The sequence below is a fragment of the Pedobacter boryungensis genome, assembly GCF_013204825.1.
Lineage (GTDB): Bacteria > Bacteroidota > Bacteroidia > Sphingobacteriales > Sphingobacteriaceae > Pedobacter > Pedobacter boryungensis.
This window is the reverse complement of the sequence record NZ_JABMKV010000003.1, coordinates 201776-225708: the sequence shown is the minus strand read 5'-3', so window position 1 is coordinate 225708 and position 23933 is coordinate 201776. Positions and strand designations below refer to the sequence as shown.

Sequence of the window (23933 nt, the reverse complement as noted above, 5' to 3'; positions counted from 1 at the left end):
TATAGTTTTTTTGTTTTAAAATATAGTCAGTAGTTCAATAGTTCATTGGATGACTGGTTACAGCCACATGAGCTAAATAACAAATTAACTATTGTATGCCCACTTTAAGTAAACAGATCCCCATGTGAAACCTCCACCAAATGCGGCTAAAATAAGATTATCTCCTTTTTTAAGTTTACTTTCCCATTCCCATAAGCACAACGGAATTGTACCATTGGTTGTGTTACCATAACGTTCAATATTGATCATTACTTTATCAGTACTAACGCCCATTCTCGAGGCAGTTGCGTCGATAATACGTTTGTTTGCCTGATGAGGAACTAGCCATGCAACATCATCTGATGATAAACTATTGCGTTCCATAATTTCGGCAGCAACATCTGCCATGTTAGTCACAGCGAACTTAAATACTGCCTGACCTTCTTGATGAACAACGTGTTCATTATTGGCCACAGTTTCTGCAGTAGCAGGACGAGCAGAACCACCTGCTTTTTGGCCTAAATAATTTCTTCCAGAACCATCGCTGCGTAAAATAGAATCTTGTACGCCTAATCCTTCTTCATTTGGTTCTAATAATACAGCGCCACACCCATCTCCAAAAATTATACAAGTGGTGCGGTCTTGGTAATTGATAATAGATGACATTTTATCGCCACCAACTACTAATACTTTTTTATGTTTACCAGATTCAATAAATTGAGATCCTGTCGATAAACCATAAATAAAACCTGAACAAGCAGCTTGTAAATCATATCCCCAAGCATTTTTGGCGCCGATTTTATCAGCTAAAATATTTGCAGATGCGGGAAAAGGAAAATCGGGAGTAGTGGTACAAAAAATAATTAAGTCAATTTCTTCTGCTCCAATACCTCTCTTTTTAAGTAATCCATTTACAGCCTCAACAGCCATATCAGATGTACCTAAGCCTTCACCTTTTAATATTCTTCGCTCTTTAATACCTGTTCTTGAAGTTATCCATTCGTCTGATGTATCGACAATAGTTTCCAGTTCTTTATTTGTTAAAATGTAATCTGGAACGTAACCATGAACGGCAGTAATAGCAGCGTGAATTTTGTTCATTTTCATTTATTTATAATGTGTCTTCAGTTGTAATGAAGCTACCATGATTATGTAATCATGATAGTTGTTTTAAATTATTGGAATGCAGCTTGTATCTTTCCAATTAAGTCAGATGTAATCATATCTCTTGACTGGAAAATCATATTTTTAATTGCTTCAGGACTAGAAATTCCATGACCAATTAATACTGGTGCATTTACTCCTAAAACTGGGCTACCACCATAGTTTTCGTAATTAAAACGATCAAAGAATTCATCTTTTAATCCTTTTTTAATGGTTAATACATAAAATGATTCCGCTAATTTAAGCATCACATTGCCAGTAAAACCATCACATACAATTACATCGGCTTTATCATTAAATAAATCTCGTCCTTCAACGTTACCCACAAAATTAAAAAGTTTGGTTTCCTTCATCAATCGATGGCTAGATAAAGCAATCATGTTACCTTTCTCATCTTCTTCACCAATATTCATCAAGGCTACCTTTGGATTATTAATCTGCATCACATTTTCGGCATATAAACTGCCTAAAACGCCAAAATCCATTAAATTATCTGGTTTACAATCTGCGTTAGCGCCTACATCTAATAGTAGTCCGGTACCACCTTTTAATTTAGGTACAATAGTACATAAACAAGGCCTAGAAATTCCTGCTATTGGTTTTACGCTAAAAACAGCGCCAACTAACATAGCGCCAGAGTTTCCTGCACTTGCAAAAGAATCTAATTTGCCTTCTTTTAATAATTGAAAGCCTACAGCAATGCTCGAGCTTGGCTTTTGAAGAATAGCCTTTGTGGGATGTTCGCCCATACCAATAACTTCTTCGGTATGTACGTATTCAAAGTGATCGGGGTTGAATCCGTTCTCTTGGAGTAGAGGTTTAATCTGCTGAGTATCTCCAATAAGCACTAAATGCTGATCGGGAGCTAGGGATTGATGAGCTGCTATTGCTCCCAAAACAATTGCTTTGGGAGCATAGTCTCCGCCCATAATATCGAGACCTATTTTCATAGTAAAAAATCTTTTGTGTTTAAGCTAAATCGCTTTATTATTTCATTAATCTAAGGTAAACTTAAACCAATGTAAAACACAAAAATTTTCTTAGAAAATTAACCTATTGAAGTGTTTTCTATAACTAATTTACCGTTGTAGTACAAGTTACCATCAACATTGTAAGCATGGTGAGGAACGTGTATAGCACCAGTAGTTTGGCATGTTGCCAAAGAAGGAGCTACAGCTTTATAGTGAGTTCTTCTTTTATCTCTTCTTTGTTTAGAAATTTTGCGTTTTGGATGTGCCATTGTGCTTTATTTAATTATTATTTTAATTTTTTTAATGCTGCCCAACGTGGGTCGTCATTTTGTTCTTCTTCTTTTTCTGCTGTTCCGCTTGCCAATTTTTCTAAAGTTGCAATCATTTCCGGATCGCATTTTTGACCTTGACCTGCTTGCTCGCAGTTGTTAATATAAGGTACAGATACGTTGATAAATTCGTAAATCATTTCCGAAACATCCAATGCACTTTCCTTTTTATTTAGCATGATAATTTCTAAATCATCACTTTCTAAATCGTCTTCAGCAAATTTTACAATTTGCCTTTCATTAATATCAATTGGTTGTGAAAATTCAGCTAAACATTTATCGCAATTAAGTTGAATTGTTCCCCAAATATGGAAATGCAAAATCAACATTGTTTCTTGTTTATCTAATTCAACTTCAACTTTAAGTGCCCCGTCTTTTACTAAAGAGTACTCAAATGCATCAAAAAAGCTTCTATCAATTTCAAAATCAAATTGATGTTTGCCCAATTTTAAGCCTGTAAACGGGATTGAAAATTGTTTTAATGCCTTCAATTGTAACTAAATTTTAGCCTGCAAAGGTAGAAAATATTTTTATTAAATGAAATGTTTTTTAGAATTAAAACTTGCTAATCCTCACAACTTTATCGCTTTTTAATTGTTTTATGTAAAAATATATTCAAAATGGAAACACAAGAAAAAATTGATTTGTTAAAAATTATTAACGAACAAGTAAGTTCTTCTATTCTTGGAGGAGAAGAAGCAGATTATACGGCTTTAGAAAATGAGGGCTATATTAAAATTGATAGAAGTTCTGTACAATGGTCTGCTGTAATCACTCCTTGGGGGCGAAAATTTTTAGAAGAAAATTGGTAGAATTAGTTTTCTGCTAAAATCATTTTCTTATTATTTCTACTCCATTCACTCCAAGAACCCACATACAATTTTGGAATTTTCAATCCTGCGTAATCCAGCGCTAGAAGTGTATGGCAAGCAGTTACACCCGAACCACAATGCACTATTATATCTTCTGGTTTTTTATTCGACAGCGCTTTAGTATATTTTTCTTTTAAAATAGCTGGAGATAGAAATAAACCGTTGTCATCTAAGTTTTCTGTGAAAGGAATATTTATGGCGTTTATAATATGGCCTGCAATTAAATCTATTGGTTCGGTTAAGCCTGCAAACCGATTGGCGTCCCTAACATCAACAATGGTTTGGTTGCCGGTTTTACTTGCTTTTTCTACCTCATCAATATCAACCATTCGCAATTTCCAATTAATTATTTCGTAATTACCTACTTTTTTCGGGTTTTCGATAACATTATTTGAAGGAAAACCAGCTTTAATGGCTGCAGCAAAACCTCCATTTACAACCTGAACTTTTTCATGACCAATTGATTTTAACATCCACCAAAAACGGCCTGCAGCATTACTTCCATTTTTATCATCATAAATAATAACGTGACTATTTTTATCAATTCCGAATTTTTCTAAAACTGCTGCAAATTGTTCAAGTGTTGGTAAAGGATGTCTTCCGCCCTTAGCGAAATCATTGACATCTGCTAAATCAGTATTCAAATCAATATACAAAGCTCCAGCCAAATGAATGTCATCAAATCTTGCTTTTGAACCTGCGCTTGCATCAATTAACACGTATGTTGATGAATCAAGGTTTAGTAAATCTTCTGCTTGTATTATTGAAGGTATTTTTTCCATGGCGAATAGCTAATTCTTTATCCCTCTCTGAATCACAAAAAGTAAATCTTAATTTGCATCGTCTTTAACATCGGTAGCTGTTTCTATTAATTTACCTCCGCTGCGCAATTGGTTTTTTAACAGACTTTCTTGTTCTCTGCGATGTTGGACAATATGAACTGCTGCAAAAACGGCTTCCATAAATGAAGTAGGGTCTGCAACATTTTTACCAGCAATATCGTACCCAGTTCCATGATCTGGAGAAGTGCGCACAAATTTTAAACCTGCGGTATAATTTACACCAGTACTAAAAGCTATAGTTTTAAAAGGAATTAAACCTTGATCGTGGTACATGGCTAAAACAGCATCGAATTGTTTGTAAGTGCCATTACCAAAAAAGCCGTCTGCAGGATAAGGACCAAAACAAATAATGCCTTTATCGAATGCTTCTTGTATAGCTGGCGAAATAATTTCTGCTTCCTCTTTGCCTAATAATCCATTATCGCTAGCATGAGGATTTAATCCTAAAACAGCAATTTTTGGTTTTTCTATCCAGAAATCTTTTTTCAAACTATCGTTAATTAACTGAAGTTTTTTAACAATTTTTTCACGATTAATTGCGGTTGGCACTTCTAAAACAGGAATATGACCAGTCACTACACCAACACGTAAAGATTCGCTAATTAAAAACATGAGCACATCATTGCTTTCGCTGCGTTCTTGTAAATATTCAGTATGACCGGGAAAACTAAAATGCTCAGACTGAATATTGTTTTTATTAATTGGAGCTGTAACTAAAGCATCAATTGCACCGCTTACCAAATCATCTGTTGCTTTTTGTAACGATAGTAAAGCATATTTTCCGCCAGTTTCATTAGCTACACCTAAATCAATTTTTACATCTTCTTCCCAACAATTGATCATGTTTGCTTTACGTGGATTTGCATCAGCAGCTTTATTGATTACATTAAAAACGAAATCGCTCATATGCAAAGCTTTTCTATGAAAAGATGCCACTTTTGTATGTCCATACACGATAGGTGTACAATAGTCAAGTATTTTACTTTCGGCCAAAGTTTTTAAAATAACCTCTAACCCAACGCCATTTATATCACCAATGCTTATACCTATTTTAACTTTATCGCTCATGCTATATTAAAAGATTTTAGCGCAAATTAACGATTTTGAATTAAACCTTGCTAAAAATAATAGAGAAGTTCAATAGTGTCATTTGTTCACTAGCTCAATAGATATATGGTCGAAATGAACTAATGGCGAATGAACTGATGAACAGATAAAAACCTTAACTTTGCAACAATGAGTTTAGTAAAAGCGAAAAAACATTTAGGTCAGCATTTTTTAACCGATAAGAAAATTGCGGAGAAAATTGTAAATGGTTTAATTCATGCCGATCAATACCATCAGGTTTTGGAAGTTGGACCAGGAATGGGAATTCTTTCAGATATTTTATTGGCTAGAGAAGATTTAGAAACTTTTTTGATTGATATTGATGTAGAGTCAGTTGCTTTTTTAGCCGAAAAATATCCCCAATTGGGAGAGAGATTAATTAGTGGAGACTTTTTGAAACTAGACTTAACTTCTATTTTTCCAGGCAAATTTGCTGTTATAGGCAATTTCCCATATAATATTTCATCACAAATTTTATTTAAAATTTTAGAGCATAAAAATCATATTGTTGAAATGGTGGGTATGTTTCAGAAAGAAGTTGCAGAACGTTGCGCATCAAAATCTGGTACTAAAGAATATGGAATTTTAAGCGTTTTAATTCAAGCATATTACGATATAGAATACTTATTTACGGTAAAACCAGGAACTTTTAATCCACCACCAAAGGTAAATTCTGGAGTTATTCGCTTAAGTAGAAATAGCATGGAGACTTTGCCATGCGATGAAAAACTGTTTTGGCGAACAGTAAAAGGTGGATTTAATCAGCGTCGTAAAACGTTGCGTAATGCGTTGTCGGGTACAATTGCAAAAGATAAAATGGATAATCATCCGTTTTTTGATAAACGAGCGGAGCAATTAAGTGTGGAAGATTTTATTACATTAACACAACATCTTAGCTTTTTAATGAGTCAATAACAATGAACAAAAAGATTTTAATTATAGACGATCTTCATCCAACATTTAAAGAAAAAGCAATTGCTTTAGGTTTTGAAGTAGATGATTTGCCTTTAATTACGAGGGCAGAAACTTTGGCTGTAATTAAAGATTATATAGGCATCGCGGTGCGTACTAAATTTAGAATTAATAAAGAGTTGTTCGATTTAGCGCCGAATTTAAAGTTTGTAGCAAGGGCAGGAGCAGGTTTAGATAATATTGATGAAACGATTGCTGCCGAAAGGAATATTCAATTAATTAATGCCCCAGAAGGAAATAGAGATGCAGTTGGTGAACACGCTATTGGTCTTTTGCTTTCGTTAATGAATAATTTTCGCAAAGCGGATTCAGAAATTAGAAATGGTATTTGGGATAGGGAAGCCAATCGAGGTTACGAATTAAAGGGCAAAACCGTTGGTATAATTGGTTATGGGTTTATGGGGCAAAGTTTTGCAAAGAAACTTTCGGGATTTGACGTAAATGTATTAGCCTACGATAAATATAAAACTGGCTTTAGTGATGCTTACGCTCGAGAGGTGAGCATGGAAGAAATTGTAAAACATAGTGATGTTTTGAGTTTACATATACCATTAACCAAAGAAACCAAGCAGATGGTAAACGAAGAATATTTATACCATTTCAAAAAACCAATCTTTTTTATCAATTCAGCCAGGGGTGAAATTGTAAATACATCAGCTGTAATAAATAAAATAAAAGAAGGTAAAATTTTAGGTGCTGGTTTAGATGTATTAGAAACTGAAAAATTTCCAGCTTTGAATGAACAGTCTTGGTTTGATGATTTGAAAAAATCGGGCAAGGTAATTTTAACGCCTCATGTGGGTGGATGGACATTTGATTCATATCGCAAAATTTCTGAAGTTTTGGCTCAAAAACTAGAGGAAATCAAATTATAAATCCCTAAATTGCTCATAAGAACAAAACATCAAATATCTTATGGCAAAGGAACATCAATATAAAACCAATTTGGTTTGGGCGGGTAACAAAGGTTCAGGTACAATGGATTATCGTTCATACGATCGCGATTTTGTAGTGTCTATTGAAAATAAAGCACCAATTTCAGGTTCATCCGATTCTGTATTTTTAGGAGATAAAACAAAGTATAATCCAGAAGATTTACTACTTTCTTCAGTTTCTTCTTGTCACATGTTATGGTATTTGCATTTATGTTCTAAAAATGAAATCGTTGTGATGGAATACAAAGACAACGCAATTGGCATTATGGAAGAAAAGACTGATGGAAGTGGTCAGTTTAAAGAAATATTATTACAGCCAGAAGTCGTTATTTCTAAGAAAGAGCAAAAAGATTTAGCAAACTCACTTCATGAAGAAGCGAATAAAATGTGTTTCATTGCTAATTCCTTAAATTTCCCAGTTAAGCATACAGCAAGTTGCTCAGCAATTAATGAGTAAATATGACTATTAGAACCTTTTGGGCAATCTTGATTAAAATATTAGGGATTTTGATTGTTTTTAGCAGCATAACAGTTATACCGCAATTTTTAACAACCTTATCTGTTTTTAGATTAAGACAAGTAGAAAGTTCTTTTGGAATTGTAATTGTGCCTATTGTGTTAACTTTCGCAAGTTACATTTTCATTTTATGGTTGTTTGTTTTTAAAACCTTTTGGCTAATAGATAAACTCCATTTAGAAAAGGGATTTATAGAAGAAAGGATTTCATTTAATATTAAAGCCTCAACGACTTTAGCTATTGTAATTATGGTTATTGGCGGACTTATGTTTGTAGATAGTTTACCAATACTTTGCAAAGAAATATTTATTTACTTTCAACAAAAAAATGTATTTGGTGATAATCCAACTTCAGCTTGGATTATTTTCCATTTTTTAAAAATTAGTATTAGTTATTTACTGATGACGAATAGTAAATTGTTAGCTAAATTTATATGTAGACAAAGTGGAGAAGGAGATGAGGTAATATAATAAGGGTAAAGATGTCATCAGAATGATGATTAAATAAAGAAAAGCCACAGATTAGCTGACCTTATTGCTAATCTGTGGCTTATTTATTTAATACTATTTCCCTTCCCAAGCATTATCTTTAGGAGTAGCGTCCATAAAGATGCCTCCATCTAGTACAACAGATTTTACTTTTTTAGTACTGTTAAAACTAATTGTTGCCATTTTCTGATTTGCTTTCCATACCGATGGTGTTTGATGTAAAGTCTGTTTAGAACCATCTGCGTAAGTAATATTTATATCAAAAGGAATAGCAAAACCACCTTCGTTTTTAATGGAAACACTATTTTTTCCAGCAGCAGCTGAAACTTTAGTTAAAGCTAAATCAATGTAATTATTGCTGAAAAACCAATTGTTAAAAAACCAATTTAAGTTTTGTTTAGCACCGCTATTCATAGAATTAAAATAATCCCATGGGATTGGATGCTTGCCGTTCCAATTGTCCATATAAGTGTGTAAAGCGGTTTTAAATAAATTATCGCCTAACATATCCTTTAAGGCTAAGTATGATAAAGAAGCTTTTCCATAAGAGTTGTTTCCATATCCAGAACCTGATAACTGGCTCGACATAGAAATAATTGGTTGATCTTCTTCAGTAGATTTATCTTTTATGTAACTGTTAACCCTAAAAGATTTATAGAATTTATCTGCAGCATCTTTACCATGCTCTGCAATACCAATTAAATATTCTAACGTAGTTGCCCATCCTTCATCCATAAATGCATAACGAGTTTCATTTATGCCCATATAAAAAGGGAAATAAGTATGTGCAATTTCATGATCTTGTACTAATTGTGCGAAAGTTGCATCTCCAGTTTGAGAATCATTTACCATTCCAGGATATTCCATGTCAGCAAAACCTTGGAAAGCTGTCATTTTTGAGAATGGATAAGGGACTCCTGGCCAATTATTCGAGAACCAAGCTAATGCGTAATTGTTGTTTTTAACAGAGTTGACAAAGTCAGTTCCTTTAACATCGTATGCTGCCTGAGTGCTTACTCTGCGATTGGTTTTATTATCTACAACTACACTTCCAGCGTCCCATAAATAAGTGCTACTTAAACCAAAGCAAACATCAACTATGTTATTTACAGAAAATTTCCATGTGTTCCAATCGTTTTGTAAGGTAACTTTACCACTTTTCATTTCCTGTTCAGTAGCTACGTGAATTACTTCATCACTTGTGTATGATTTTTTCAGTCGAGCAGCAAATTCTGGTTGTAAAACTTCATCAGGATTTAATAAATCGCCTGTGGCATACACTACAAAGTTTTTAGGAGCTTTGATAGAAAAAACATAATCGTTAAAATCGTTATAAAATTCCTGACGATCGGTATGTGGTAATCTATCCCAACCATTGTAATCATCGTAAACAGAAACTCGTGGATAACTATACGCCACGTACATGGTTGTTGGATCTATTTGCCCTTCGCGGCCACTTTCTTTTGATAATGGATAATTCCAATCGATATTTAAAAGCGCCTTTTTACCAGGTAATAACGGAGATTTTAATCTTATATCACCTGTGGTGCCCCAACCCTTAGTATTTACATTGTATACTTCGCCATTAATCTTCAAGGAAGTAATGGTTAATCCGGCTGATAAAAAATCATCGCTCACACTACCGCCTCTCGGTGATGTTGGTTTATGCAAATTGTTTACAAAGCGAATTGTAATCGTTTTTAATGTATCTGTGCTATTATTCGAATAATCGATACTTTCTGTTCCACTTACAACTTTTGTATCGGTATTAACTGTGATTTCCATGTTGTATTTACCATGGTTTTGCCAGTAATTTTTACCCGGTTTCCCATCTAAAGATCGCGTCCCTTTTTGATAAGCTGCCTTAATATTTCTAGGCATATATAACTCTTGTGCAAACAATGTAGTTGTACAGGTAAGCACGACTAGTGTGAGAATAAATTTTTTCATCTATTTAAATTTGTTTTAACTGTGATGAAGCTATCAGATTTATAACCTACTGGGGTTTGAAAATCGTGATGGTTTCATGTAATTTTTATTTGAAAGCTAAATTAGCGAAATTAAAGGTACCTCTATACATCAATTATTTTTACAGGGCTACAAATGTTATCGAATTGTTTTTTAAACCAAAATATTTGCTTTTGTAAAAATTGCCTTATATCTTCGTTTTAATTCAAAGCAAGACTATGTAGGCTAATGGCCGATGTAGTCTTGTTTGTTTTTTATAGAGAACCAAGTAAATGATTTAGTGCTATGGCAGAAATTACATATTACACAAAAGAAGGATTAGAGAAGCTGAAAGAAGAGCTTCATTATTTGAAAACAGAAGGAAGAGCAAATATTGCAAAGGCAATTGCCGAAGCTAGAGATAAAGGTGATTTGTCGGAAAATGCGGAATACGATGCAGCGAAAGAAGCGCAAGGACATCATGAAAGCAAAATTGCTAAACTAGAAAATACATTGGCCAACTCACGTTTATTGGATGAGAGTAAATTAGATACATCAAAAGTTTTAGCCTTATCCATTGTTAAAATTAAAAATGTAAAAAACGGGGCTACAATGACTTACCAATTGGTTGCAGAAAGTGAAGCTGATTTAAAAACTGGAAAGATTTCAGTTAAATCTCCAATTGCACAAGGTTTATTAGGTAAATCTGTTGGCGATACTACCGAAATTCAAGTGCCTGCTGGTAAAATGGAATTTGAAATCTTAGAAATATCTAGGTAGAGGTCTTGGGCGTAAGGTATAAGGCTTAGGGTCTTGCCTTCCACCTTTAACCTTCCACCTTTAACCTTAAAAAATGAGCATATTTTCAAAAATTGTAAATGGAGAAATTCCTGCACACATAGTTGCAGAGAATGCAGACTTTATGGCTTTTTTAGATGTAAATCCATTAGTGATGGGGCATGTGTTGGTTATTCCAAAAAAGGAAATAGATTATATTTTCGATATGGATGATGAATTATATACTGGCTTAACTTTGTTTGCAAAGCAAGTAGCTAAAGCAGTTAAAGCAGCATTTCCGTGTAAAAAAGTTGGAGTAGCTGTTATTGGGTTAGAAGTTCCACACACACATATTCATTTAATACCTATGAATAATGTAAGTGATATGAACTTTGCCAAAGAAAAATTAAAGCCTTCTCAAGAAGAACTTGCTGAGGCAGCCGTTAAAATAAAAGCAGAGCTTTAATCTTGTTGCTAGTTGTGAGTTTAGGTTTGGATGCAGACTAAACTCATAACATTAACTATCTTAACTTTTCGTTATTCTTATGCCGATCTGCATCACGGATAGTTTTCTTTTCTAGATTTTTAACCAGTGCTTCATTCAAATCAATGCCTGTTTGGTTGGCAAGACAGATTAGCACAAATAAAACATCCGCCATTTCATCTGCTAAGTTTACTTCTTCGTCACTTTTTTTAAATGATTGCTCACCGTATTTTCTAGACATGATGCGGGCAACTTCACCAACTTCCTCCATCAGAATAGCAGTATTTGTTAATTCATTAAAATAACGAATGCCCGTAGATTTAATCCAATTATCTACAGTTTCTTGTGCTTGTTCAATGGTCATAGTTATTTAGTTAGTGGTTGTCTTTATCTTTTGTATCCATTAAAATCGTCACAGGTCCATCATTTACCAAGCTAATTTTCATATCTGCTCCAAAAACACCACAAGCTATTTCCTTATTTAGCAAGGCTGATAAAGTTTTGATCATGTCTTCATACATAGGAATAGCTTTATCCGGTCTTGCAGCTTTTGTAAAGCCAGGTCTGTTTCCTTTTTTAGTTGCGGCAAATAAAGTAAATTGACTAATTAATAAAATATTCCCATTAATATCGGCTAAAGATTTATTCATCAAGTCATTTTCATCACTAAAAACCCGCATGTTAGCAATTTTTTGAGCCAGCCATTCTAAATCTTCATGTGTATCTGCATCTTCAATACCTAAAAGCACTAAAAATCCGGCGCCAATTGCTCCGGTAACTTTTCCATCTACTGTGCAACTAGCCTGTGTAACCCTTTGTAAAACTGCTCTCATTTTATGCTCTTGTATCGTTATTATGAAAAATACTTAAATAACTCTCGTACCTGCTTACTTCAATTTCACCGTTTTCTACTGCTTTAATTACAGCACAACCTGGCTCATTTACGTGTCTACAATTATTAAATCTACATTGATTTAAACGTTCTCTCATCTCTACAAAAAAGTGACTTAATTCTTCTGGCTTAATGTCAAAAACGCCTAATTCTCTAATTCCAGGAGTATCAATTAAGTAGCCGCCAAAAGGTAGGGTATGCATTTCTGCAAAGGTTGTGGTGTGTTGTCCTTTGTCACTCCATTCAGAAACTTCGCCTGTTTTAATTTCGAAACCTGGTAATAAGGCGTTAATTAAACTCGATTTTCCTACGCCAGAGTGCCCAGAAAATAAAGTAGTTTTATCTTTTAATAAGGCTTTAATTTGCTCAATGTTGGTTCCTTTTAAGGCAGAAACCTCGTAGCATGGATAACCAATTTTCTCATAAATGGCTTTGTATTCGGCTAAAATTTCTAAGCCTTGGTTACTAAATAAATCAAGTTTATTAAATATTAGGCAAGTCGGAATGCTGTATGCTTCAGAAGTAACCAAAAAACGATCAATAAACCCTAGAGAAGTTCGTGGTGATGCTAAGGTAACAATTAAAAAAGCTTGATCTAAATTAGCGGCAATAATTTGCGCTTGCTTACTTAGGTTTATCGATTTGCGGATGATATAATTTTTTCTGTCTTCTAAGGTATCAATTACACCTGTTGATGCATTGGGTTCTAATTCGAAACCAACTTTATCGCCAACAGCAATAGGATTTGTAGTTTGAATACCCTTAATCCTAAATTTCCCCTTAATACGGCAATCGTAATTTTTACCGTCTTCGGCATAAACCTGATACCAACTTCCTGTAGATTTTATAACTAATCCTTGCATAAAGCACAAATGTAAATAAAATGTAAAGAGGTAAGATAGAAAATGTGAGATGGGTATTTTGAAAAGCAGTTTCAGTATTTCAATTCAAGCAAGTCCTGCTTTACACTACAATCTTTTTAGCTTCCTCCCACAAGCTCAGGATTAAGCTCAAAATGATTTTCGTTGCAATCAGGTTTAGCAAATAAAGAGAATTGCAAAACCGCTCCGATTTTAACTGCGGTACTTTTTTAAATTCATTAAAAATAAGATAAAAAAAGGGGTGCATTTTTATGAATTTCGTAAATCTTTAAAAGATTTGATAAAAAAATGAATTTATTTAAGATGAACTCTTGACATTGTAAAAAATAATTATCTACTTAGCGGTGTAGAAAATACACTAAGAAAAAGAAATGATTTTTAACAACACGATTATTACCATTATTACATCAACAACAGGCCAATGCCTGATGGGGAAACGCTAGTGGTATAATTGAAACACAACATATAAAGCGCTCCCGAGAAAATCGGGAGCGCTTTTTTTTTAACCCATTATGATGAACATTTTAAAATTTGGCGGTACTTCAGTAGGTTCAGTAGAAAGCATTAGTGCTTTATTGAACATCTTAACAAAGGAAAATCAACAACAGGAAAAACCAATAGTGGTTTTATCGGCAATGAGTGGCGTTACTAATTTGCTTACAGCAATGGCAGAAAAAGCTGCTTTGGGACAAGATTACAGCGAAGAGTTAAAGTTAATAGAACAAAGACATTTTGATGTGATTAGGGCATTACTGCCTGCTGCTGCTCAAAACCCAGTTTTAACGAAGTTGAAATTGTACTTTAACGAATTGGAAGAATTACTGCAAGCCATTTATAACTTGCAAGAGATAAGTTTACAGGCAAAAGATTTGGTACTAAGTTACGGTGAGCGCTGCTCGACTTTAATGATTAGCCATATTGCAAAGCAGAAATTCTCTGAAGCAGTTTTTGCAGATGCAACTCAATTTATTAAAACTGATAGCAATTTTGGGCAGGCTAAAGTAGACACGCAATTAACTGATTTTTTGGTTAAAGATTTTTACCAAAGCAATGCAGGTAAAATGCTTTTTGTAACTGGTTTTATTGCTAGTAATGATGCTAATCGTGTGACTACGTTGGGTAGGGGCGGTAGCGATTATACTGCAGCGATTTTAGGATCGGCTTTAAATGCCAATGAAATACAAATTTGGACTGATGTAAATGGAATGATGACTGCCGATCCACGTATAGTGAAGAAAGCATTTTCATTACCAGAATTAAGTTATATTGAAGCCATGGAGCTGTCTTATTTTGGTGCAAAAGTTATTTATCCACCTACTATGACGCCTGCTTTTTTAAAGCAAATTCCTATTGTTATTAAAAATACATTTGATGTAGCTTTTGAAGGAACTTACATTCGTCATGGCGCAAAAGCATCGGCTTTGCCTATAAAGGGTATCTCTTCTATAGATGAAATAAGTATTGTAAACTTGGCTGGAAGCGGAATGGTGGGTAAAGCTGGTTTTAGTGGAAGATTATTTTCATTGCTATCTCGAGAGCAAATTAATGTGGTGCTAATTACTCAATCATCTTCAGAACATAGTATTACTTTCGCGGTAAAACCGTCTGATGCGATTAAGGCCGTAAAACTGATTTCTAAGGAATTCGATTTAGAATTACAAGCCAAAAAACTAGAGCAACCAGAAGTAGAAAATGGTTTAGCAGTTTTAGCTATTGTGGGTGAAAACATGAAACACACACCTGGTATTTCGGGCAAATTGTTTCATGCATTGGGTAGAAACGGAGTGAATGTTCATGCTATTGCACAAGGATCATCAGAATATAACATCTCGGTAATTATTGCAAAAGCAGATTTATCTAAAGCGGTAAATGCAGTACATGATGCTTTTTATACTTCATTGAATAAAACACTGCATGTTTTCTGTTTGGGAACTGGCAATATTAGTAAAACATTATTTAAACAGTTACAGGTTCAAATGCCTTTCTTGGCTAAAAATAATGATTTGCAAGTAAAAATAATGGGGATTAGTAACACCCGAAAAATGCTTTTATCGCCCAATGGCATTGCTTTAGAAAACTGGGAAGAAACACTTAATACAGGAGGGGAAAGTGCTAATTTGGAAGAGTTTGTTGCAAAAATGAAAGCCATGAACTTACCAAACTGTGTATTTGTAGATAATACGGCAAGTCCGCAACCGGTACCTTTTTACCAAGGTATTTTCGAGTCAAGTATTTCTGTGGTTACCTGTAATAAAATTGGGAATTCGGCCAGTTTTGCGCAGTATGAAATGTTTAAAAATACAGCTCGCAAATTTGGCGTCGACTTTTATTATGAAACGAATGTGGGTGCAGGTTTACCAATTATTAGAACTTTAAAAGATTTAATGATGAGCGGGGATAAAATAGCTCGGATTGAAGCGATTTTATCAGGAACAATCTCTTATATCTTTAATCATTTTAAAGGTGATGCTGCTTTCCATGATGTAGTAAAAGAAGCACAAGAATTGGGTTACACAGAGCCAGATCCAAGAGATGATTTGAATGGGAAAGACTTTATGCGTAAGATGTTGATTCTTGCCCGCGATGCTGGTTATGCTTTCGAAGAATCTGATGTGAGTATTCAGAATATGTTGCCAGATGCTTGCTTACAAGCTCCAACTGTGGAAGAGTTTTATCATCAATTAGAACTGAATGCAGCTTATTTCACTAAGCTGAAGCAAGAAGCAGAGGCGAGCAAAAAAGTGCTTAGATATATAGGGAAATTGGAAGATGGTAAAGCATCGATCACTTTACAAATGGTAGATGAAAACCATCCATTTTATATGCTCTCGGGAAGTGATAATATTATTTCTTTCACTACAGATCGATATAAAGAACGTCCGTTAGTGGTAAAAGGGCCAGGTGCTGGCGCAGAGGTTACTGCTGCAGGAGTGTTTGCCGATATTATAAATGTAGGAGGCGAAAAAGCATAAATATGAAAGAAATAAAAGTTTTCGCTCCTGCCACTGTTGCCAACGTAGTTTGTGGATTTGATGTTCTAGGGTTTGCTGTGAATGAACCTGGAGATGAAGTAGTGATGCGCTTGGTTGATGAACCTGGTGTTCGTTTATTGAAAATTACAGGAGATGATGGCCGTTTACCATTAGATTCTGCAAAAAATACGGTGAGTGCAAGTGTACAACATTATCTAAGACACTTAAATAGAGAAGATATTGGGGTAGAAATTGAACTACATAAAAAGATGCCAATAGGTAGCGGATTAGGTTCTAGTTCGGCAAGTACGGTTGCGGGTTTATATGCTATTAATCAGCTAATGGGCAACTCGCTGACCGCAAAAGAATTGGTTCCATTCGCAATGAAGGGTGAGGAACTGGCTTGTGGCTATGGTCATGCAGATAATGTGGCACCAGCATTAATAGGTGGTTTTGTTTTGGTTCGCAGCTATGAACCATTGGATTTAATTGCTTTGCCAACACCCAAGGACTTATTCGCGGCCATTGTTTATCCAGAAGTGGAAGTGCCTACTAAAGATGCTCGACAAATGATACGTGCTAAAGTTTTATTGAAAGATGCGGTTACGCAATGGGGAAATGTGGCTGGTTTGGTGAGTGGCTTGTTCTTAAACGATATCGATCTGGTAGGTAGAAGTATGAAGGATGTTTTGATAGAACCAACTCGCTCTATCCTAATTCCAGGGTTCGAAACTTTGAGAGCACTTGCTATGGAAAATGGAGCTGTAGGTTTCGGGATTTCAGGCTCTGGTCCGTCTGTTTTTGCATTAGCCAAAGATGAAACAACCGCTAGGAAAATAACAACTGCCCAACAAAAACATTTAACAAAATTAAATATCAATAGTAACGCTTATGTTTCTTCAGTAAATGCTGAGGGACCAAGAGCAATATAATTGGATACTGCAATCAATAAATTAAATGAAACTATACTCAACCAACAATAAAGATTTACGTGTTTCCTTTCAAGAGGCAGTTTTTAATAGCATGCCACTAGATAAAGGCCTATACATGCCCTTGAACATTCCTCAATTAGAAAAAGAATTTCTCGATCACATCGAGAAATATTCCTTGCCAGAAATTGCGTATCAAATCGCATCAACCTTGTTGAAAGATGAAATTCCTACCGCTGATTTGAAAGCTTTAGTAGAAGATGCCGTAAATTTTGATGCACCTCTTGTCAAATTGGATGAAGATACATTTGTGCTCGAATTGTTTCATGGCCCTTCTTTAGCTTTTAAAGATTTTGGTGCTCGATTTATGAGTAGAGTAATGGCTTATTTCTTAAAAGATGGCGAATTGTTATTAGATGTTTTAGTGGCTACTTCAGGTGATACTGGCGGAGCAGTTGCTTTGGGCTTTTTAGGTGTGCCTAATACTAGGGTTACTATTCTGTTTCCGAAGGGAAAGGTAAGCGAAGTGCAACGTTTGCAACTTACCACTAATGGCAAAAACGTTAGGGCAATTGCAATTGATGGAACTTTTGATGATTGCCAGGCCTTAGTGAAACAAGCTTTTGCAGATGAGGAGTTGAAGGCTAAGTTCCGATTAACTTCTGCTAATTCAATTAATATAGCAAGACTAATTCCGCAGACTTTTTATTATTTCAATGCGTATGCGCAATTGAAAAGAAAAGGATTTAAAGAGGTGGTTTTTTCGGTGCCTAGTGGAAATTTCGGAAACATAGGTGCAGGATTATTAGCCTATAAAATGGGTTTACCAGTGCATCAGTTTATTGCAGCAACTAATGCAAATGATACGGTTCCACGCTTTTTAGAGAGTGGAATTTATGAAACTAAACCATCTGTACAAACTTATGCCAACGCCATGGATGTCGGTGCGCCAAGTAATTGGGTACGCATCATGGATTTGTTTAATACCGATAGAAAAGTGATTCAAGAATTAGTAAAAGCCTATCGTTTTACAGACGAGGAAACCTTAGCAGGTATAAAAGAGATCTTTGATAAATTCAACTACATTGCCTGTCCGCATACCGCAATTGCTTATCTAGCAACTAAAGCTTATGCTGAAAAAAATCCTACAGATAAAGGTGTTAAAGTGTTTTTATCCACTGCTCATGCATGTAAATTTCCTGAAGTTTTTTCAGCAGAAATGCAATCTAAAATCGAGTTGCCAGCGCAAGTAGAAACCTTAAAAAACAAGGTAGAACTGTATAGTGAATTGGGTAAGGATTTTGAAGGGTTTAAGGAATATTTGTTAATGGGAGATCAATAAACTAATTATACACATAGAAACATAGAGAACATAATTTAGATGTATGTCTATGTTTGTATGTGTTATTGTGTTAAAATATTGCTTGTGCTATTCTCTTAGTTGGTTCTGGATTACTCATCGTATAAAAGTGTAGTACAGGAGCTCCAATTTTAACCAACTCTTTGCACTGGGTAATCATAAATTCTATACCAACTTCTTTAACCTCTGCTTCGCTTTTGCAATTATGGATAGCTTCGCTCAAGTCTTCAGGTAAATCTATATGAAATACTTTTGGTAAACTGATTAATTGTTTAGATGAGGTGATTGGCTTCAAACCAGGGATGATGGGCACATTAATTCCATTTTCGCGACATTTTTTTACGAAATCGACATATTTAGAATTATCAAAAAACATTTGAGTTACGATAAACTCTGCGCCCATATCTACTTTCTTTTTCAAATATTTGAAGTCAGTTTTTAGATTAGGTGCTTCAAAATGCTTTTCAGGATATCCAGCAACACCAATACAAAAGTCTGTTTTAAAAGCATCATGATCTTCATGTAAATAGCGGCCATTATTCATGTTCATTACTTGCTCCAAAAGATCTGTTGCATACGCATGACCACCTGGGGTTGGAATAAAACTAGAATCTGCATGACGAGCATCTCCACGTAAAACTAGTACATTATCAATTCCTAAAAATTGCAAATCGATTAATGCATTCTCAGTTTCTTCTTTGGTAAATCCACCACAAATTAAATGTGGAACAGCATCAACTTTATATTTATTAATAATTGCTGCACAAATAGCAACTGTACCTGGTCTTTTTCTGTACGATATTTTTTCTAACAGACCAGTTTCATGCTGCTTATAAATATAATCTTCACGATGATAAGTTACATCAATAAACGGTGGATTGAATTCCATTAATGGATCAATAGCATTGTAAATAGCTTGAATGCTTTTACCTTTTACTGGTGGTAAAAGCTCAAATGAGAATAAGGTTTTACCCTTTGCGTTTTTTATATGATCTGTAATCTTCATTCTAGTTGATTAGTTGGTTGGTAGTTTGTTATTTGGTTTCTGAATAGTTGAGCTAATGTATCTTATGTAGCCATTTATTAGCTTGCCTAAAATCTCAATTTCTATAATACAACTATTCAATTGTTCATCAGAAATAATTGAAATGTCCTTTGAAATATAAAGTTGGGTTTCAAGTTCGTAAAGTGATCCTCGAGCTATAGTTAAAAACTGGATAGTTTCTTTGGCATGTTGTCTACCACTACCTTCTGCAATATTCGAAGGAACAGAAATTGCACATCTCCTAATTTGGGAAGTTAAACCATAAACTTCTTCTTTCGGAAATTTGGATGTAAGCAAATAAATATGAGATGCAAATGCTCTTGCCTTTTTCCACACCTCTAATTCTGTATACTTATTATATGCCATTTTACTTAACCAGTAAATTATTTAAACTGCACTATCTAAAAAACGAAACAACGAAACATCCAACAAACTAGTATGCAAGGTTCGGGCTCAGCCATCGCTCTGCATCTTCCAGATCCATTTCTTTTCTAAGAGCATAATCTTGAACTTGTTCCTTGGTAATTTTTCCTAATCCAAAATAGCGAGAATCGGGATGGGAGAAATAAAAACCACTAACAGCTGCAGTTGGGTACATGGCATAACTTTCGGTAATTTTTAAACCAATCTTTTCTTCGGCATCTAATAATGCAAACAAGGTTCCTTTTTCGGTATGTTCTGGACAAGCCGGATAACCAGGCGCCGGACGGATTCCTTTATATTCTTCCTTGATTAATTGTTCATTGGTTAAAACTTCTTCTTTCGCATAACCCCAATAATCCTTGCGAACAAGTTCATGTAGTTTTTCTGCAAAAGCTTCTGCTAATCTATCAGCCAATGCTTTTACCATAATACTATTATAGTCGTCGTGGTTCTTTTCGAAATCGGCAACTAATTCATCACAGCCTATCCCAGTTGTAACTGCAAAACCACCAAAATAATCCTGAATGCCACTGTCTTTATCAGCAATGAAATCGGATAAAGCATAATAGGGTTGTCCATCTACTTTTTCGGCTTGTTGACGTAACGTGTGAATTCGTACCTTTTCAGCTTTGCCATTTTTCAGTTTCTCATCTACTTTTAGCGTATTGCTTTGCACTTCAAGTTCAATATCATCACCTATGGCATTTGCAGGCCAGAAACCAAATACTGCTTTGGCAGTTAATAACTTCTCATTTACAATTTTGTTTAAGAGTACTTGAGCATCGTCAAATAATTTTTTAGCTTCAGTACCTACAAATTTATCATCAAATATTTTAGGATAACTTCCTCGTAGTTCCCATGTATGGAAAAAGGGTGTCCAATCTATATAAGGGACAAGCTCTGTTAAAGGATAGTCCTCCAGTATTTTAGTTCCGGTGAAACTTGGCGCTGGCGCAATTTTTTCAAGGTCTAACTTAAATTTATTCGTTCTTGCTTCCTCAATTGTTTTATAGCGTTTATCAGAACGTTTATTTAAATGTGCTTCACGAGCTTTATCATATTCTGCCCTAATGCCAGCAACGTATTCGTCTTTTGTTTCTGGGTTCATCAATGTGCTACATACAGTAACACTTCGAGATGCATCTAAAACATGAATTGCCGGTCCCGAATAGTTAGGTGCAACTTTTACCGCAGCGTGAATACGTGAAGTGGTAGCGCCACCAATAATTAATGGAATAGTAAACCCTTCGCGTTCCATTTCCTTCGCAAAATGAACCATTTCATCTAATGATGGGGTAATTAAGCCACTTAAACCAATAATATCTGCATTAATTTCTTTAGCTTTTTTAATGATATCTTGTGCAGGAACCATTACGCCCATATCCACAATTTCGAAGTTATTACAGGCTAAAACTACACCTACAATGTTTTTTCCGATATCATGTACATCGCCTTTTACGGTTGCCATTAATACTTTTCCAGCAGAAGAATTTTGATCCTGATCTGGATTTTCTAATTTTTCTTGCTCAATAAATGGTAGGAGATAGGCTACGGCTTTTTTCATTACCCTAGCAGATTTTACAACTTGTGGTAAAAACATTTTTCCGGCGCCGAATAAATCACCAACAATGTTCATCCCATCCATTAACGGACCTTCAATTACTTGAATAGGGCGAGGGTATTTTTGTCGAGCTTCTTCAACATCATCATCTAAATATTCTACAATACCTTTTACCAAAGAGTGGGATAAGCGTTCTTCTACTGTGCCCTTGCGCCATTCCTCATCTCGAACTATTTCTTTTCCCTTACTTTTAATGGTATCAGCATATTCTACCAAACGTTCGGTTGCATCATCCCTACGATTCAATAATACGTCTTCTACACGTTCCAATAATTCAGGTGGAATTTCTTGATAAACCTCCAACATTCCTGCATTCACAATCCCCATGTCTAAACCAGCCTGAATAGCATGGTACAAAAATGCAGAGTGCATGGCTTCGCGAACTGTATTATTTCCTCTAAATGAGAATGAAATATTAGAAACACCACCACTTACTTTAGCGTAAGGCAGGTTTTGTTTAATCCAACGTGCAGCATTGATAAAATCTACTGCGTAATTGTTGTGCTCTTCTAAACCTGTAGCTACCGTTAAAATATTAGGGTCGAAAATAATATCTTGAGGAGGAAAACCAATTTCATTTACCAAGATGTCATAACTTCTTTTGCAAATTTCAGTTCTACGATTGTAATTATCTGCTTGACCTTGTTCGTCAAAAGCCATTACCACAACCGCTGCGCCATATTGCATAATTTTTTTGGCACTTTCTCTAAATTTTTCTTCTCCTTCTTTTAAGGATATAGAGTTTACAATCCCTTTGCCTTGTAAACATTTTAAACCATTTTCTATTACCGACCATTTAGATGAATCTACCATAATGGGTAATTTTGCAATATCAGGTTCTGAAGCAATTAAATTCAAAAACTTAGTCATTGCAGCTTCCGAATCAATCATGCCCTCATCCATATTTACATCAATGATTTGCGCACCACCTTCTACTTGCTGTAATGCAACAGCAAGAGCAGCTTCATAATCGCCACCTAAAATTAGTTTAGAAAATTTTGGAGATCCTGTAATATTGGTTCTTTCACCAATGTTTACAAATATACTTTCGGGAGTGATGGTAACAGGTTCTAATCCGCTTAAGCGCAAATAAGGTTCAACTGTAGGAATTTTTCTTGGACTTGCTTTTTTTGCTTTTTCGGTAATACAGCCGATATGATCTGGCGTTGTACCGCAACAACCACCTACAATATTTACAAAACCAGATGCGATGAAATCATCTACCAAGTGTGCGGTTTCATGGGGTAATTCATCGTAAGCACCAAATTCATTTGGTAAACCAGCGTTTGGATAAGCAGAAATATAACAACCTGCTTTTTCAGCCAATTCTTCAATATGCGGACGCATTTCTTTTGCTCCCAATGCACAATTAAAGCCAATACTCAGAGGATTAGCGTGTATTACCGAGTTTAAAAAAGCTTCAGCTGTTTGTCCAGATAATGTTCTGCCAGAAGCATCAGTAATAGTTCCAGAAATCATAATTTCCAGTTTTCTGCCAATAACTTCCTCGTATTTTTTAATAGCAACAATTGCTGCTTTACAATTTAATGTGTCAAATATGGTTTCGATCAATAATACATCAGCTCCACCATCAACTAAGCCGCGAACTTGTTCGTAATAAGCGGCTTCTAATTCATCGAAATAAATAGCTCTAAAACCTGGGTCATTTACATCTGGCGACATAGACAGTGTTCGGTTTGTTGGGCCAACGGCTCCAGCTACAAAACATTTCCTATCTGGATTTGCGGCCATGAATTCTGTTACCGCTTCCTTAGCTACTCTTGCTCCTTCAAAACTTAACTCGTACGACAAATCTTCCATTTGGTAATCTGCCATGGAAATACGTTGCGTACTAAAGGTGTTGGTTTCTATAATATCAGCACCTGCTTTTAAATATTCTAAATGAATTTCCTTTATAATATCAGGACGTGTAATGTTGAGCAAATCGTTATTGCCTTTTACATCACATGGGTGATTCTTAAAACGCTCTCCTCTAAAATCTTCTTCAGTTAGCGTATAGCGTTGAATCATGGTACCCATTGCACCATCTATAATTAAAATACGTTTCTCTAATTCTTCTCTAATACTCATATTCTACCTCGTCGTTGCGAACTTTATGGTTTAAAGTCTGGCAATTTGTTTTATCGATGAGATTGCTTTGTCGTACCTCCTCGCAATGACGCTATTATTGGCTTATTCAAAAGTCAGAATAGATTATTCTTTAAACTTATCTTCTCTCGCCACTGCTGAGATTAGAAATTAGCACCTTGTTGGCACAGGTTGCTAAGACTTCGTTGGGTCTAGTCCCTCCGTCTTTCTTAATAAGCACTACAAAAATGCAACAAAGCATTATCAATTCCAAATAATTGCAATGTTTACCGAATTAAATAACAAAAGCCCCACAAATTTGCGAGGCTTTTGAAATA

Annotated in this window: 23 protein-coding genes and 1 riboswitch; of the genes, 10 read left to right on the top strand and 13 right to left on the bottom strand. The window is 35.1% G+C overall.

What is annotated here, in order from left to right; genetic code table 11:
* Nucleotides 1-84 precede the first annotated feature (84 nt).
* The 4 genes from HQN85_RS13135 to HQN85_RS13120 form a co-directional block, all read right to left on the bottom strand.
* Nucleotides 85-1080: a beta-ketoacyl-ACP synthase III gene (locus HQN85_RS13135; protein WP_173272967.1), complete on the bottom strand. Its 996-nt coding sequence runs from the start codon at nt 1078-1080 to the stop codon at nt 85-87.
* 74 nt (nt 1081-1154) lie between these two features.
* Nucleotides 1155-2093, bottom strand: coding sequence for a phosphate acyltransferase PlsX (gene plsX / locus HQN85_RS13130; protein WP_173272965.1), 939 nt, complete (start codon nt 2091-2093; stop codon nt 1155-1157).
* Between the two features lie 98 nt (nt 2094-2191).
* Nucleotides 2192-2383, bottom strand: a complete 192-nt coding sequence (gene rpmF, locus HQN85_RS13125; RefSeq protein WP_173272963.1) for a 50S ribosomal protein L32 — start codon at nt 2381-2383, stop codon at nt 2192-2194.
* A 17-nt stretch (nt 2384-2400) separates the two neighbouring features.
* On the bottom strand, nt 2401-2934 hold the full coding sequence (locus HQN85_RS13120) for a YceD family protein (protein WP_173272961.1): 534 nt from the start codon (nt 2932-2934) through the stop codon (nt 2401-2403).
* A gap of 129 nt (nt 2935-3063) precedes the next feature.
* Here HQN85_RS13120 and HQN85_RS13115 point away from each other — a divergent pair, with 129 nt between their 5' ends.
* Entirely contained in the window at nt 3064-3255 is a 192-nt protein-coding gene (locus tag HQN85_RS13115) for a hypothetical protein (protein ID WP_173272959.1), read from the top strand.
* Between the two features lie 2 nt (nt 3256-3257).
* On the opposite strand, the gene HQN85_RS13110 is transcribed toward HQN85_RS13115, so the two are convergent.
* Both HQN85_RS13110 and pdxA read right to left on the bottom strand, forming a co-directional pair.
* Entirely contained in the window at nt 3258-4097 is an 840-nt protein-coding gene (locus tag HQN85_RS13110; protein ID WP_173272956.1) for a sulfurtransferase, read from the bottom strand.
* 48 nt (nt 4098-4145) lie between these two features.
* Nucleotides 4146-5225: a 4-hydroxythreonine-4-phosphate dehydrogenase PdxA gene (gene pdxA / locus HQN85_RS13105; protein WP_173272954.1), complete on the bottom strand. Its 1080-nt coding sequence runs from the start codon at nt 5223-5225 to the stop codon at nt 4146-4148.
* A gap of 168 nt (nt 5226-5393) precedes the next feature.
* Here pdxA and rsmA point away from each other — a divergent pair, with 168 nt between their 5' ends.
* The 4 genes from rsmA to HQN85_RS13085 are packed head-to-tail and all read left to right on the top strand — an operon-like array spanning nt 5394 to nt 8158.
* The gene (gene rsmA / locus HQN85_RS13100; protein WP_173272952.1) at nt 5394-6179 is read left to right on the top strand and encodes a 16S rRNA (adenine(1518)-N(6)/adenine(1519)-N(6))-dimethyltransferase RsmA; all 786 of its coding nucleotides are present in this window, start codon (nt 5394-5396) and stop codon (nt 6177-6179) included.
* 2 nt (nt 6180-6181) lie between these two features.
* Nucleotides 6182-7111: a 2-hydroxyacid dehydrogenase gene (locus HQN85_RS13095; protein ID WP_173272950.1), complete on the top strand. Its 930-nt coding sequence runs from the start codon at nt 6182-6184 to the stop codon at nt 7109-7111.
* A 40-nt stretch (nt 7112-7151) separates the two neighbouring features.
* On the top strand, nt 7152-7628 hold the full coding sequence (locus HQN85_RS13090) for an OsmC family protein (RefSeq protein WP_173272948.1): 477 nt from the start codon (nt 7152-7154) through the stop codon (nt 7626-7628).
* A 2-nt stretch (nt 7629-7630) separates the two neighbouring features.
* Nucleotides 7631-8158 (top strand): hypothetical protein, encoded by a 528-nt coding sequence (locus HQN85_RS13085; RefSeq protein ID WP_173272946.1) that lies wholly within the window; start codon nt 7631-7633, stop codon nt 8156-8158.
* 93 nt (nt 8159-8251) lie between these two features.
* On the opposite strand, the gene HQN85_RS13080 is transcribed toward HQN85_RS13085, so the two are convergent.
* On the bottom strand, nt 8252-10126 hold the full coding sequence (locus HQN85_RS13080; RefSeq protein ID WP_173272944.1) for a M1 family metallopeptidase: 1875 nt from the start codon (nt 10124-10126) through the stop codon (nt 8252-8254).
* Nucleotides 10127-10429: 303 nt separating this feature from the next.
* On the opposite strand from HQN85_RS13080, the gene greA reads away from it, so the two are divergent.
* Together greA and HQN85_RS13070 are read left to right on the top strand one after the other, a co-directional pair.
* Nucleotides 10430-10903, top strand: a complete 474-nt coding sequence (greA, locus tag HQN85_RS13075; RefSeq protein WP_173272942.1) for a transcription elongation factor GreA — start codon at nt 10430-10432, stop codon at nt 10901-10903.
* A gap of 73 nt (nt 10904-10976) precedes the next feature.
* Nucleotides 10977-11366, top strand: coding sequence for an HIT family protein (locus HQN85_RS13070; protein ID WP_173272940.1), 390 nt, complete (start codon nt 10977-10979; stop codon nt 11364-11366).
* A 55-nt stretch (nt 11367-11421) separates the two neighbouring features.
* Here HQN85_RS13070 and HQN85_RS13065 read toward each other — a convergent pair whose 3' ends face one another.
* Genes HQN85_RS13065 through rsgA form a run of 3 tightly spaced genes read right to left on the bottom strand, consistent with a single transcriptional unit; the run spans nt 11422 to nt 13139 of the window.
* Nucleotides 11422-11748: a nucleotide pyrophosphohydrolase gene (locus HQN85_RS13065; RefSeq protein ID WP_173272938.1), complete on the bottom strand. Its 327-nt coding sequence runs from the start codon at nt 11746-11748 to the stop codon at nt 11422-11424.
* Nucleotides 11749-11758: 10 nt separating this feature from the next.
* Complete coding sequence (gene dtd, locus HQN85_RS13060) at nt 11759-12217, bottom strand: D-aminoacyl-tRNA deacylase (protein ID WP_173272936.1); 459 nt, start codon at nt 12215-12217, stop codon at nt 11759-11761.
* Nucleotide 12218: 1 nt separating this feature from the next.
* Nucleotides 12219-13139: a ribosome small subunit-dependent GTPase A gene (rsgA, locus tag HQN85_RS13055; protein ID WP_173272934.1), complete on the bottom strand. Its 921-nt coding sequence runs from the start codon at nt 13137-13139 to the stop codon at nt 12219-12221.
* Between the two features lie 533 nt (nt 13140-13672).
* Between rsgA and thrA the strand changes: the two genes are divergently transcribed.
* From thrA to thrC, 3 genes are read left to right on the top strand one after another with little or no spacing between them, the layout of a single operon-like run.
* Nucleotides 13673-16129: a bifunctional aspartate kinase/homoserine dehydrogenase I gene (thrA, locus tag HQN85_RS13050; protein ID WP_173273521.1), complete on the top strand. Its 2457-nt coding sequence runs from the start codon at nt 13673-13675 to the stop codon at nt 16127-16129.
* A gap of 2 nt (nt 16130-16131) precedes the next feature.
* The gene (locus tag HQN85_RS13045) at nt 16132-17061 is read left to right on the top strand and encodes a homoserine kinase (protein ID WP_173272931.1); all 930 of its coding nucleotides are present in this window, start codon (nt 16132-16134) and stop codon (nt 17059-17061) included.
* Between the two features lie 25 nt (nt 17062-17086).
* The gene (gene thrC / locus HQN85_RS13040) at nt 17087-18400 is read left to right on the top strand and encodes a threonine synthase (RefSeq protein ID WP_173272929.1); all 1314 of its coding nucleotides are present in this window, start codon (nt 17087-17089) and stop codon (nt 18398-18400) included.
* 70 nt (nt 18401-18470) lie between these two features.
* Here thrC and metF read toward each other — a convergent pair whose 3' ends face one another.
* From metF to metH, 3 genes are all read right to left on the bottom strand, one after another.
* On the bottom strand, nt 18471-19424 hold the full coding sequence (gene metF, locus HQN85_RS13035; RefSeq protein WP_173272927.1) for a methylenetetrahydrofolate reductase [NAD(P)H]: 954 nt from the start codon (nt 19422-19424) through the stop codon (nt 18471-18473).
* 9 nt (nt 19425-19433) lie between these two features.
* Nucleotides 19434-19829, bottom strand: a complete 396-nt coding sequence (locus HQN85_RS13030) for a four helix bundle protein (RefSeq protein ID WP_173272925.1) — start codon at nt 19827-19829, stop codon at nt 19434-19436.
* A gap of 67 nt (nt 19830-19896) precedes the next feature.
* Entirely contained in the window at nt 19897-23598 is a 3702-nt protein-coding gene (gene metH / locus HQN85_RS13025; protein ID WP_173272923.1) for a methionine synthase, read from the bottom strand.
* A 133-nt stretch (nt 23599-23731) separates the two neighbouring features.
* A riboswitch (SAM riboswitch) is annotated at nt 23732-23835 on the bottom strand.
* Nucleotides 23836-23933 lie beyond the last annotated feature (98 nt).